At 62.2% G+C, this 12,994-nt stretch carries 9 protein-coding genes; 5 read left to right on the forward strand and 4 right to left on the reverse strand.

The features are described 5' to 3' along the window. Positions 1 to 16: 16 nt before the first annotated feature. Positions 17 to 529 carry a hypothetical protein gene (locus tag OIU93_RS09050; RefSeq protein WP_264269757.1) on the reverse strand — a complete coding sequence of 171 codons (513 nt, stop codon included), beginning with the start codon at positions 527 to 529 and terminating at the stop codon, positions 17 to 19. Between the two features lie 287 nt (positions 530 to 816). Here OIU93_RS09050 and OIU93_RS09055 point away from each other — a divergent pair, with 287 nt between their 5' ends. The 4 genes from OIU93_RS09055 to OIU93_RS09070 all read left to right on the forward strand — a co-directional run bounded on the left by OIU93_RS09055 (position 817) and on the right by OIU93_RS09070 (position 8,352). Continuing rightward, complete coding sequence (locus OIU93_RS09055; RefSeq protein WP_264269758.1) at positions 817 to 2,658, forward strand: glycosyltransferase; 1,842 nt, start codon at positions 817 to 819, stop codon at positions 2,656 to 2,658. 211 nt (positions 2,659 to 2,869) lie between these two features. After that, on the forward strand, positions 2,870 to 4,141 hold the full coding sequence (locus OIU93_RS09060) for a CDP-glycerol glycerophosphotransferase family protein (RefSeq protein ID WP_264269759.1): 1,272 nt from the start codon (positions 2,870 to 2,872) through the stop codon (positions 4,139 to 4,141). An 82-nt stretch (positions 4,142 to 4,223) separates the two neighbouring features. Continuing rightward, positions 4,224 to 5,675, forward strand: coding sequence for a glycosyltransferase family A protein (locus OIU93_RS09065; RefSeq protein WP_264269760.1), 1,452 nt, complete (start codon positions 4,224 to 4,226; stop codon positions 5,673 to 5,675). 364 nt (positions 5,676 to 6,039) lie between these two features. Beyond that, positions 6,040 to 8,352, forward strand: a complete 2,313-nt coding sequence (locus tag OIU93_RS09070; RefSeq protein ID WP_264269761.1) for a cell wall-binding repeat-containing protein — start codon at positions 6,040 to 6,042, stop codon at positions 8,350 to 8,352. 160 nt (positions 8,353 to 8,512) lie between these two features. On the opposite strand, the gene OIU93_RS09075 is transcribed toward OIU93_RS09070, so the two are convergent. From OIU93_RS09075 to ftsY, 3 genes are all read right to left on the reverse strand, one after another. Continuing rightward, positions 8,513 to 8,851, reverse strand: a complete 339-nt coding sequence (locus OIU93_RS09075; RefSeq protein WP_264269762.1) for a P-II family nitrogen regulator — start codon at positions 8,849 to 8,851, stop codon at positions 8,513 to 8,515. Then, positions 8,848 to 10,179, reverse strand: coding sequence for an ammonium transporter (locus OIU93_RS09080; protein WP_264269763.1), 1,332 nt, complete (start codon positions 10,177 to 10,179; stop codon positions 8,848 to 8,850). The genes OIU93_RS09075 and OIU93_RS09080 overlap by 4 nt, the downstream gene beginning before the upstream one ends. A 246-nt stretch (positions 10,180 to 10,425) precedes the next feature. Then, entirely contained in the window at positions 10,426 to 11,622 is a 1,197-nt protein-coding gene (gene ftsY / locus OIU93_RS09085; RefSeq protein WP_264269764.1) for a signal recognition particle-docking protein FtsY, read from the reverse strand. Positions 11,623 to 11,658: 36 nt separating this feature from the next. Between ftsY and OIU93_RS09090 the strand changes: the two genes are divergently transcribed. After that, positions 11,659 to 12,978, forward strand: a complete 1,320-nt coding sequence (locus tag OIU93_RS09090) for an MFS transporter (protein ID WP_264269765.1) — start codon at positions 11,659 to 11,661, stop codon at positions 12,976 to 12,978. Positions 12,979 to 12,994 lie beyond the last annotated feature (16 nt).

The following is a 12,994-nucleotide window of genomic DNA, read 5'->3' on the forward strand; positions in this document are numbered from 1 at the left end:
CGGACCGTCGGGTACTTCAGTTCCGTGGACCGGCGCCCGTCGCCGAGTCCCTGCGTGCCGGCCTCGGGGCATCGGGGGCCGATGCGTTCAGCAGCATCGCGCTGCCGATCCCCCAGGCCGCACCGGCCACCAGGGCGCCGATCGACGTGGGCAGGTGCATCGGCGAGCCGACGCCGGAGGCGCTGTCGAGCTGCCCCAGGGTGCCAGCCAGCATCATTCCGGTGGCAACCACGGCACCGCCGGTGCACACGCCCAGGAGCAGCGGTCCCGCTTCCTGCTTGCCCCGGCTGGGCGGATTCAGTCCCAGCGTCGCCAGCCCGCACAGCACAACAATCGCCGCAACCCCGCCCAACACGGTCTGCGGCAAGCTCCCGGTGGCGTCGGCGGTTCCACCCAGGTTCCAGTGGCTACCTAGTACCTCGGGGAGCCGGCTACCCAACAGCATCAGGCTTCCCACGTGAACAGCCACCAGCACCACGCCAGTTCCCCAGGCCAGTTTCAGCAGCAGCTTCCTGGAATGCAATTTCACGTCGTTGACTCCGATTCGTTCTTTCCGCGGTCGGCCCGATGGCATGTCGAATATCTCATTTGTCCAACACACTACCCTTTTAGGATTCCCGGGTGTGGAACGGGCGATTGTCCTCAGGTCGGCGAAGGCAGCGCTGAGACGGGTTCACGCGCCTGATGCGTCGGCACCCTTGGTGGCGACACAATCCCGGACAACGGCGCGGTTTTGAAGGAAGCCCGAAGGCTCGCGGGTTAGGGTAGCCCCATCACCATTCCGCCCCGAAGGCACCAACGAAGGAGCGCTTTTCCATGCGACATGATTCCGGGACCGACTTCTCAGACTGGCTTCAAGGCCGGCCCGCAGATGCCCGGCACTCAAGCCGACCGGTTCTCATGGTCACGTGGTCAATCCAGGAGGGCTTTGGCGGGATGACGGCCATGTGCCTCAAACGTGCGGGTTTGTTCCACGAACGCGGGATTCCCAGCGCCGTGGTGACCTTCGATGCAAATCCCGACCTTGCGACGATTCGCACAAAGTTGCTGGAAAGCGGCAGGCTCCACCCGGATGTCCCGCTGCTGAATCTCCATGACTTCTATGCCGAGCACTCTCCGGCGCGTCCTCAGGGGCAGGCGCCTCGCCGGGCCCGGGGTTCGGAATGGGTGGAGAGTGCCAGAACCCTCCGTTCACGTGACGGTTCGCTCTTTTACGTGGATTACCGGTTACCGGGCCATGAAGCGGCAGCCGTACGTGAATACCACCGCAGCGACGGCACGATCTACCTGATTGATTCAACGCTGCCCGGGGACGGCGATGCAGCAGCTGACTCTCGCACGTTGGAACTCGTCGCCCCCGATGGCAATGTCATCGCCACCCTCGACAACCCCGGCAAGCTCTACCGCCGTTTCCTCACGGATTTGGTCGACTTGGCACATGCCGATGTCGTGGTGGACAGCAAATACTCGGCCGGGTTCCTCTGGTCGTGGAAGCACCCGGAAGCAGTGAAGGTGGTGAATTTCCACAGCACCCACGTGGCTGCCGGCCAGGACCCGATGACGGGAAAGCTTTCCACGGCCCACCAGAAGATCATCCAGAACCGCGACGCCTGGGACGGAATCACCTTCCTGACCGAGTCCCAGCGGACCGCTTTCGTGCAGCGCTTCGGGGAAACGTCGAACACCTTCGTGATCAGCAATCCGGTGGACGGCCCGCGGACGCTGCCGGCATTTGAAGACCGCAAGCCCCACTCCGTGATCCATGTCGGTCGATTCACCAAGGGCAAGAACATCGGCGAGTTATTGGAAATCGTCAAGAAGGTCGCCACGGCAGGGACCCCGATCCACCTGGATCTGGTGGGTGACGGGGATCAGCGTCCCGTGCTGGAGGCCAAGGTGCACCAGCTCGGTGTCGAGGATCTCGTCACATTCCACGGCCACGTCAATGACGTCGGCCAACGACTTCACCATGCCCGCGTCCTGTTGCTTTGCAGCAAATTCGAGGGCCAGTCCTTGGCTATCCTCGAGGCACAGGCGCACGGTTGCGTGCCGGTGGCCTACGATGTTGATTTCGGCCCCAGGGACGTGATCGAGAACCGACGCAATGGATTCCTGGTTCCCTTTGGAGAGCAAGAGACGGCGGCCCAGGCAGTGACCAGCCTGTTGGCGGATGACTCGCTATGTGAAGCGATGTCCACCCAGGGATTCAATGACTCGGTACATTTCCGAAGCGACGTGATTTTCGAGAAGTGGATGGAAGCCCTCGACACGGCCAGGGCCAACAGGGCCGGCCGTGACGCCTTGACCGCTGCCAACGTGCGGATTGCGGGCATCAAATTCCATCCGGACGGCGACATGGACCTTGAGGTCTATGTCGAGATCGGGGAGGCAAATCTCAGCGGACTCTGCCTGCAAAGCAAACAGCGCGGCATTCCGGACGGGGACGGAGTTGAGATTCAACCCCACCATGGCGACGACAGCGTCTTCCACTTCCGGTTGCCCGCCGACCTTCGGGCACAACAACCCGCCGGAGATGCCTTGGACCTGAATCTAGTTCTTGGCATCGGTTCAATGACCCGAACAATTCGGTTGGGCGCGAGCCCCTCGATGCAGACGACGCCTTACTTCACCGTCTACGGCAACCTCAGCCTCAAGTAGACTGCCCGCCATCCGCCATGTTGAGTCCTTCGAGAACACGAATGCCGTATTCGCTCAGCACATTGCCGCCGTCTAGGGTCCGTTAAGGGCACGATCATGCATTGCACATTTAGGCGTGACAGGGTTTTTGACAGAAGAATTGCAATCATCGCCCGGGTACCGGGCAAGAGCGTCGCTTGGCGCACGAGCACGAAAATCACGAAAGTAGTTGATGTTAGTGAAAGCCTGGCTAGGCCAACAACTCAAAGCCGCAATTAGCTCCACACACGGAGTCAAGACGCGTCGGTGGCTGGGGCTGGGCAGCGCTCCGGTCGCCAACCACGAACTCGACCAAATACCTGTGGCCGCCGATGTGGTGGTTTATTTCAGCGACGTCGTGAACAAGGCCTACCAACTCGAACAGTGGCTGCCCACCTTGGAAAAACTCCACGAAACCCATCGCGTGGTCTTGGTGTTTCGCAAGGTTCCCACGTTGCGGCACTTTCGCAAGCTGACCGGATTGCCGAAAATTTTCGTCCGGCGTCTTGACGATTTGGTCAACTTCTACGAATTCAACAACTTTAAACTTTGCTTGTACGTCAACAACGGTGTGGCGAATTTCCAGTCCTTGAGCGCAGCCAGGCCGGTACATGTCCATATCAACCATGGCGAAAGCGACAAGCTCTCCATGGTCTCCAACCAAGCCAAGGCCTACGACAAGATCTTTGTTGCCGGTCCCGCCGCCATCGAGAGACACCGGACAGTCCTTCTGGACTTCGATCTGGACCGGCTGACCAGCATCGGCAGGCCCCAACTGGATACCCATTTCGTAGCCGAGCTACCAGCGTTCCATGGCCGCACCATCATGTACGCGCCTACATGGGAGGGCGAAAACGACGCAAACAACTACACCTCCATGGATGTCTTCGGTGAGGCCATCATCGAGACGCTGGTCGCGTTGCCGAATACGCGGGTCATCTACAAGCCGCATCCACGAATCACCACTTCCTCGAACCCGGCGATCGCCGGCGCACACGCGCGAATCAGGGAGATCCTCGAAGAGCAGATTGCTGCCGGCGGCCAGCACCTGATAACGGAGAAAGAGAACATCCTGGCTCTCTTCAATGACGTTGACGGATTGATTACGGACGTATCGAGTGTGGGCCTTGACTACCTGTACCTGCACCCGGAAAAGCCGCTGATTCTTACAGACCGGCGAGACGACCTCGAAAAGCTCAACCGCGAAGTACCTGTCAGCCGTGCCTGCCCCGTCATCAGCGAAACAACCCGGGAAGAGATCCTGCCCGGTCTGGAGTCGTTGCTCGAATCCTCCGGTGCCGAACAACGGCTCCAGATGCGGAGCTACTATTTCGGCGATCGGGAGCGAGGATCCTCGACAATTTCGTTCATCGAAGCCATCGGCAAGCTCATCAATGACCGCGCAGTGGCGATGCGTGGCTACGAGTTCCATGGACAACCCGTAGACTCCGGGGAAGTCGGCTAAGCGAAACAAGCTCCGGAATATCCGCCAGCCGCGCGGAGGCGCTTGACCGGCGCATCAATGACGCATCGGAGAAAGGGCGAGAATGGCCATCACGACGGCTCGGAGATCCCTGCATCGCAGGCTGGCCAAGTTGACTTCAAGGATCAGCGTCAGGCTCGGCCAGCTGCGGATCCGGGGGTCCGACTCCGGGCCCAGCCCCAGTGCGCACACTGCGCGAGTCGCGGTCATCGTCCCCGTGTTCAATTCGATGCCGTACCTGAGGGAGCTGTTGGAGTCCTTGGCGGCGCAAGACTTGGCACCGGATATGTTTGAGGTGATCGCCGTGGACGACGGTTCCACTGACGGCGGCGGCAAGCTGTTGGATTCCTATGTGACACGGCTGCCCAATATGCGTGTCATCCACCAGCGCAACAGCGGCTGGCCAGGAAAACCACGCAACGTCGGGATCGACGCAGGCCGGTCCGACTACGTATTCTTCTGCGACTCCGACGACATGTTGGGTCCGGAAGCGCTGCGCAGGATGGTTGATTTCGCCGATGCCCACCAGGTTGATGTGTTGGCACCCAAGTTGGTCGGCATCGGCGGGCGCAACGTCGCGAACAGTCTTTTTACTTCCACACTCATCGATGCGCCTCTGCGAACGATCCTTGGCACCCTCTCCCCGCAGAAAATGATCCGGCGCAGCCTCCTTGAGGAGCACGGAATTCGGTTCCCCGAAGGCAAGATCAGACTCGAAGACGGCATGATGCTCACTCGGTGCTACTTGGCCTCCAGCCGCAATTCAATCCTCGCCGACTATGACTACTACTTCATCCGCACCCGATTGAACGGCAGCAACATCAGTAGCGGACGGGCCAACCCCGAACGCTATACCTCGTCGGTGTCGAAAATTGCCAGGATCATCAAGGAAATGCACCCTGATCCCTCATTCGCGGATCAATTGGTGCTGGATCTCTACCGGCGCAAGGCGCTTCGCTTCTACGACCCCGTGCGCTACCCGGCCATGTCGCCCCGGCGGCGGAAGCGCTGGGTCAAGGCACATGCACCATTCATCCGGGACAATATTCCCGAAACCCTCGAAACGGATTTGGGATTCCCCTTCCTGCAGCGATCCCGCCTGGTTCGAAGTCAAGATGCGGCCGGGTTGCTGCGGCTCGCCGCGACCGAACAACAATTGAATGCGAATTGCCGGGCAGCCCCGTCTGACCCGGACCCGCTTGGACTTCGATTTAGGCTGGCGCCCGATGCGGACTTCGAATCTGTCACTTTGGTGATCAAGGGCCGGGGAACCGAAATCATCCATTCCCATCTCCTCCGGCACGATGGCCATGAATACGTCCTGGACGATCCGGTCCATAAGCTTGAAAGCCTGGAGCACTTCGTGGCGGACCTTTTTGTGCGATTGGAAATCGACGGGCTTCAGGGTCCTGTGCGTCGCGTTGCCGCGCCGGACACCGGCCTGCCCCTTGAACTGGGTGGCACTCGCTTATACGCAACGGTCAACGGAAATCTCAGCATCGATCGGCGCCGCTGACCTCAGGCGCCGACTTCCGAATCTCCGCCGAACCATTGGGCCCCATACCGGCGTTCTCTGGGCGGGTCGTCGCTTGATGGCGCCGGGGCAAGTCTGCCTTCGTTCGTTCCACTCCCATGAGGAACGAACAGAACCGTCCGCAACGGGCCGCCCTGGGATACAGGTGGCGACAAGGAGTGCTCCCGCGCAGTCCTCATATCCAGCGGGGGTGGCATCGCTTGAGTCAGAGGTCACCCGGCGAAAGACGACCCATGCGGCGAGCTTCCCACGGGGAAAGTGCCGGGCTTTGTAGACTGACCACCAAGCAGCCTGCCCCCAACCCCAAGGACCACCCATGCCGGAATTCCGGTTGCCACTGTCTCGTTTGTTCACACTAACTCTCGCGGCATCGCTGGTCGCACCCCTTGCGCTGGCCGGCACGGCCGCCGCGGCACCCGTTGTCGACACTACACTCGGAGCTGCCACCAGCGATTCTGTGCAACAGCCACCCCCGGGCTCCGGTGCCGCCGCCCTATTGGACTCGGCCCTCAAGCCTGCCACGAAAACCCCCGCTCTCACGGAAGTCGATACCGGCGCGGCCACCATCGCCGCCAAGGAAATCCGTACCGAGCTCAAGTCCGGCGGCAAGCTCACGGCAACTGAACGCATCGAGTTGTCCGATCAGGCGCTCACGGCCGTGGGAATCGAGGCGCTGGATGCCCAGCTCGGACAGGGCCAGCGACGCATCGAGGAATCCGGAGACGCCAAGGCCCCGACGCTGGAGGAACTTGAGTTCCTGGCAAGCGCGACCCAGGAGCTGGCCGAATTGTCCCCCGAACCGTCGAAGGACGACGCAGCAGTGCCCGTCCCGTCCGAGGAGACGAGCCCCCCGGCCACTGGAACGGCACCCGAGGCCGGAAGTTCCTTCAACGTCGATGGCGCCGCACGGGCCACCAACGCCACCGCAGCATTTGAGGCTACATTGGCCGGAATCGCCGTCCCCACCTCGCTGGCGGATCTGCGCACCTGGCGTCCCCCGGGTGTACTTGGCGTTGATGTGTCCCATTGGCAGGGCGATGTCGACTGGTCCTATGCCTGGGGCCAGGGTGCCCGTTTCGCCTATATCAAGGCCACGCAGTCCGGTGCTTCCGGCTTATTCACAGACCCCAATTTTTCGCAGAACTACGCGGGTTCATACGAGCAGGGGATCATCCGCGGTGCGTACCACTTCGCCGTACCCTCGTATTCCTCCGGAGCCAGTCAGGCCAAGGAATTCCTAGCTAACGGCGGGGGTTGGTCCGCGGACGGCAAGACGCTTCCACCGCTGCTGGACATCGAATGGAACCCGTACGAGGGCAACGACTGCTATGACATGACGCCCAGTCAGATGACCACCTGGATCAAGGACTTCGGCAACACCGTAAAGGCTGCCACCGGGCGCCTGCCGATGATCTACACCGCACGGTCTTGGTGGGATGACTGCACGGGCGACTCCACCGCCTTCAAGGGGTGGCCGCTGCACGTCACGATCTACCCCACCGCCGAGATCCCGAAGAACCCGCGGGAGTTGCCCGAGGGTTGGACGACGTTCAACATCTGGCAGTACGCCTCCAACGCCGACTTAATCGGCTCGGACCAGAACGTGGACGCGAATGTATGGAATGGTGACCTGACCTCGCTCCGTGACTTCGCGCGCAACACGCGCTCCACCCCGTACCGGATGATCACCGACTATCTGGGCTACATGATTCCCGACTATATGGGCAACGCCGATGTGTGGGCCACCCGTCTGGCTCCGGTCCGGCTCTCCGGGGCCAACCGGTACGAGACCCCCGTGGCCATTTCAAAGCGCACTTTCCCATCCACCGCAGCGACAGTTGTCGTCGCCTCGGGCGAGAACTTCCCCGATGCCCTGGCCGGCTCCCCGCTGGCCACCTTGAAGAACGCGCCACTGTTGCTGACGCGGAAGGATGTGCTGCCGGCGGCCGTGGCCACCGAGCTGCAGCGACTTCGCCCCAAGAACATCCTGGTGCTCGGAGGCCCGATCGCCGTGAGTGATGCAACCGTCGCGAAGCTCAAGGCCTATGCGCCGGTCACCAGGGTCTATGGCAGCAACCGCTATGACACGAGCGCGAAGATCTCCGGGAACTGGAGCTCCGCCTCGACCGCTTTCGTGGTCACCGGTCAGGGATTTGAGGATGCCCTGTCCATGGCAGCCGTCGCGGCCGGGCGCAAGTCCCCCATGCTGCTCACCCGGCAATCCTTCATCCCGACGAGCACCCTGAACGAGCTCAAGCGCCTGAATCCGAGCCGGGTGTACCTGGCCGGAGGCCCCGTTGCCATCTCCGCCGCCGCAGAGTCGCAACTACGCAAGGCGGTGCCAAATGCAACGGTGGTGCGCTATGGGGGCAGCAACCGCTATGACACCAGCGCGATGATCGCCAAGGCATTCTGGTCCGGCGGCTCGCAGCGCCAGTTCATCGCCACCGGCTCGGACTTCCCCGACGGGCTGACCGGGGCCGTTGCAGCAGGTTACAACGGGGCGCCGTTGCTGTTGGCGCGGAAGTCGTGCCTGCCCGCCTCGGTGTCCGACGCCCTGGTATCCATGAAGGGCTGGACCAATATCCTGCTCGGCGGACCGGTGGCGCTTGACTCAACGGTCGCCTACCGGACAAACGGCCAGCCCAACGTCTGCTGATAGCCAACGGGAACCACGCACCGCTTCCTCCGGCCGAAAGCCACATGCGGTCTTGGATGTCGATCGGCTCGAGGTTCTGATCCCGCCCGACATCCGCAAAAAGCCCCAACCACGTGTGGTTGGGGCTTTTCGGTGGGCATCGATCCCGCTGATGGATTTTTTAGACGGCTGCCATGCCGCGTTCTCCGGTACGGACCCGGATCACTTCCTCGACGTTCGTGACCCAGATCTTCCCGTCTCCGGCGCTGCCGGTGTTTGCGGTGGAGATCAGGACGTCCAGGATGTCGTCACAGGTGCTCTCCTCCACCAGGACTTCAAGGCGCACCTTGGGCAACAGGTCGACCGTGTATTCGGCTCCGCGATAGACCTGGGTGTGTCCGCGCTGCCGGCCGTAGCCGCTGGCTTGGCTGATGGTCATGCCCTGGACTCCGTAGTTTTCCAGTGCTTGACGGATCTCGTCGGTCTTTTCGGGTCGGATGATGGCTGTCACGAGTTTCATGCGCTGACCTCTTCCTTGGCTCGGGCCGCATCCTTTTCGGCTGCGGAGGACTTCAGGTGTGCCGAGGTGGCCGGGTGGGGAACGAAGGTTCCACCGGTGCCCAGGCCGCCGAACTCATAGCCGGTTTCGGCGTGCTGCATCAGGTCGATGCCGGCGATTTCCTCTTCGGTGCTGATGCGGAAGCCCATGATCCTGTGGATGGCCAGGCCGATGATGGTTGTCATGACGGCGGTGAAGACCATGACCACGACACAGGCAACGACTTGGGCCCAGAGCTGAGCGAATCCGCCGCCGTAGAACAGGCCGCCGCCGATCCCGTCGACGGGAAGTGCGATGAAGCCCAGGGCTAGGGTGCCGATGATCCCGGATACCAGGTGCACGCCGACGACGTCCAGGGAGTCGTCGTAGCCCCAGCGGTACTTCAAGCCGACTGCCAGGGCGGAGGCTACTCCGGCGATGAGACCCAGGCCAATGGCCGCAACGGGGCTGATGTTGGCGCATGCCGGGGTGATGGCCACCAGGCCTGCAACGATGCCCGATGCTGCACCCAGGGAGGTGCTGTGTCCGTCGCGGAAGCGTTCAACCAGGATCCAGCCCAGCAGGGCGGCGGAGGGCGCGGCGAGGGTGTTGACCCAAATCAAGCCGGCCTCTTCGGCGGTGCTTGCTGCGCCGCCGTTGAATCCGAACCAGCCGAACCAGAGCAGCGCGGCACCGAGCATGACGAAGGGGATGTTGTGCGGGCGCTGGCTCGGGTCCTTCCCGAAGCCGCGGCGCTTGCCGAGGATGAGCGCGAGGATCAGGCCTGCGACACCGGCGTTGATGTGGACTACGGTGCCACCCGCGAAGTCAATGGCCTCACCGACCACGGAGCCAATGGCTCCCTCGGCTCCCAGGATTCCGCCACCCCAGATCCAGAAGGCGATGGGAGCGTAGACGAGGGTCACCCAGACCGGGACGAAGACCAACCAAGCGCTGAATTTGGCTCGGTCCGCCACGGCCCCGGAAATCAGGGCGACGGTGATGATCGCAAAGGTCGCTCCGTAACCGGCGGCGATGAAGCCATCGGTGCCGAGCATTGATCCCATCCCGAAACCGTCTGCCGGGTTTCCAAACAAGCCGCCCACGTTTGCTCCGCCACCTGCCATGGAGTTGCCCCAGAGTACCCACACCACGGTCACGAGGGCGATGGCAGAGAAGCTCATCATCATCATGTTCAGCACGCTTTTGGCCCGGGTCATTCCACCGTAGAAGAATGCCAGTGCCGGGGTCATCAGCAGGACGAGTGCGGCGCACACCATCATCCATACCTGAGTCGTTGTTAGCTCCATGTCTAACGCCTCCCTGAATCGCTTGCGAGTCTTTCTCGCCTGATTCAAGAATTCCCTGCCGGTGTTACGTCCGGCACGGCCAGGCGTTTCGTGGTGGTTACCGATTCCCCCGGGAGGTAAAAGGCCAGTGTCGCACTCATTTCGGCGATGTTTCCGAAACCTTGTCCGCATGGCAAAGGCGGCCACGGAAGAAAAATCCGTGGCCGCCTTTGAGGCAGTTAGCTGGTCAAGAACCCCGCTGCCGGGTCAGTCAAGCAGTGCGTCGACGAATGCCGCAGCATCGAATGGCGCCAAGTCGTCGGGGCCCTCGCCCAGGCCGACCAACTTCACCGGGACACCGAGCTGGCGCTGGATGGCAACAACGATGCCGCCCTTGGCGGTGCCATCCAGCTTCGTCAGGACGATGCCGGTGACATTGACAACCTCGGAGAAGACCTTGGCCTGGTTCAGGCCGTTCTGGCCGGTGGTGGCGTCGAGAACCAGGAGAACTTCGTCGACGGTGGCCTTCTTCTCGATCACGCGCTTGATCTTCCCAAGTTCGTCCATCAGGCCGACCTTGTTCTGCAGGCGGCCCGCGGTGTCGATCATGACGATGTCGACTTCCTGCTCGATGCCGGCCTTCACTGCCTCGAAGGCGACGGAAGCCGGGTCGGCGCCATCGACATCGGACTTGACCGTGGGGACACCTACGCGGTCTCCCCAGGTTGCAAGCTGTTCGGCGGCGGCGGCACGGAAGGTGTCGGCGGCACCAAGGATGACGTCCTTGTTCTCGGCAACCAGCACGCGTGCCATCTTGCCGATCGTGGTGGTCTTGCCAACGCCGTTGACGCCAACGACCATGATCACATTTGGACGGTCAGCATGGCGAACCGGGATGAAGCTGCGGTCCATGCTCGGGTCGACCAGCTTGATGAGTTCTTCACGCAACATGTCGTGGACGCGCTGGGGATCCCGGCTTCCTTCCACCTTGACGCGCTCGCGCAGGGCATCAACCAATTCGAGGGTGGGTTCGGTCCCCAAGTCGGCCAGGAGCAGGGTCTCTTCGATTTCGTCCCAGACGTCTTCGTCAATCTTGTCCTGGCTCAACAGGGCCAGCAGGCCCTTGCCCAGGACGTTGTTTGACTTGGACAGGCGAGCCCGGAGGCGTGCCAGCCGTCCCTGGACGGGCTCGGGTACATCGACGGGGACGACGACCTTGCCGACGGTTTCGTCGACAACATCCGTTGTCGGGGCTTCCGCGGCTTCAGTCGGGGCCACCACTTCGGGGGCTTCGGTGGACGGCGCGTCCGTGGTGAGCGTGGGCGCTGGGTCGTTGGCGTCTCGCGGACCGGTGTACGTTCCCTTGGGCGCCTTGCGGCCCCGGACAAGGAAGAAGGCAGCACCGATACCGATGACGGCAACCACTGCAACGAGGACAATCATCAAGTTAAGTTGTTCTGACACCGTCCAAGCTTCTCACAGACTAAACTTGTCTTACTTATGTCTAAGAATGCCTCGACCCCCAACTTCCCGGAAAAGCCGGTTAATGCCGGTTCCGAAAAGTTGCCGTCGGTTCCCCGTGAAATCCGCGTGCTTGTCGCGGCCGCCTTTGTCGTCGCCCTCGGATTCGGCCTCATTGCACCGATCCTGCCCCAATTCGCAACGAGCTTTAATGTCGGCGTTGCCGCAGCCAGCGTCATTGTCAGCATTTTTGCCTTTGCCCGATTGATCTTTGCCCCAGTCAGCGGAAAGTTGACCGATTGGCTCGGCGAACCGACCGTGTACGTCACCGGTGTCCTCATCGTTGCCGCCTCGACCATTCTCTGTGGCTTTGCCCAGTCCTACACCCAGCTGCTCATTTTCCGCGGGCTGGGTGGACTGGGCTCGACCATGTTCACGGTCTCGGCGATGGCGTTGATTGCCCGCATGTCGCCGCCGCAAATACGCGGACGCATCGCCGGGCTGTATTCTGGCTCGTTCCTGCTCGGCAACGTGGCAGGTCCGGTGCTCGGTTCCCTTGCCGCCGGCATGGGGTTCCGGATTCCCTTCTTCATCTACGGCGGGGCGCTAGTGGTGGCGGCCTCCATCGTCTATTTCTCTCTGTCCCACTCGCGCCGCGCTACCGTGAAGACGGCTGCGGAAAAGGCGGCTCCGGCTGTGGACCGTATACCCCTTTCCGAGGCCTGGGGTGCGGCGTCCTTCAAGGCCGCTTTGGTTTCCGGCTTCACCAATGGCTGGATGGCCTTCGGCGTGCGGATGTCCTTGATTCCGCTCTTTGCCGTTGCGGCCTTCGCCTCGCAGGGCACTCTGCTCGCCGGCCTGGCGCTGGCGATCTTCGCCGTGGGCAACGGTGCGGCCCTCACTGTGGCGGGTCGGCTCACCGACACCTACGGCCGTCGCCTGCCGATCCTGGTCGGGCTGACCGTTGCCTCGCTGGCCACTGCCGCGATCGGCTGGGTCGACACCATTCCCCTCTTCATCGCCTTGTCGGTCATCGGAGGCCTCGGGACCGGATTGATGGGTCCGGCCCAGCAGGCAGCGATCGCCGACGTGGTCGGCCAAGGCCGCAACGGCGGAAAGGTCATGGCCACCTTCCAGATGGCAACCGACTTCGGCTCCATCATCGGTCCGATCCTGGCCGGTTTGATCGCCGACCGGGCAGGCTTCGGGTGGGCATTCACCGTCAGTGGCGCCCTGGGTCTGATGGGGGTCATCGCGTGGTTGCCGGTGAAGGAAAAGCGTCCGGCTGCTGCCACCGATTCCTCGAGGTCGACAAGCGAGCCCGGCCCTTTCCGGGATGGGCTCGACGACAGGCAATAGCGCTGCCAGCCCACAT

The organism is Paeniglutamicibacter sp. ZC-3, from assembly GCF_025847175.2.
Lineage (GTDB): Bacteria > Actinomycetota > Actinomycetes > Actinomycetales > Micrococcaceae > Paeniglutamicibacter > Paeniglutamicibacter sulfureus.

Excerpts from the sequence above, each read along its gene's own strand:
- OIU93_RS09065 (WP_264269760.1), top strand. The coding sequence starts at position 4,224 with ATGGCCATCACGACGGCTCGGAGATCCCTGCATCGCAGGCTGGCCAAG.
- OIU93_RS09090 (WP_264269765.1), top strand. The coding sequence starts at position 11,659 with ATGTCTAAGAATGCCTCGACCCCCAACTTCCCGGAAAAGCCGGTTAAT.
- OIU93_RS09060 (WP_264269759.1), top strand. The coding sequence starts at position 2,870 with ATGTTAGTGAAAGCCTGGCTAGGCCAACAACTCAAAGCCGCAATTAGC.
- OIU93_RS09055 (WP_264269758.1), top strand. The coding sequence starts at position 817 with ATGCGACATGATTCCGGGACCGACTTCTCAGACTGGCTTCAAGGCCGG.
- OIU93_RS09075 (WP_264269762.1), bottom strand. The coding sequence starts at position 8,851 with ATGAAACTCGTGACAGCCATCATCCGACCCGAAAAGACCGACGAGATC.
- OIU93_RS09080 (WP_264269763.1), bottom strand. The coding sequence starts at position 10,179 with ATGGAGCTAACAACGACTCAGGTATGGATGATGGTGTGCGCCGCACTC.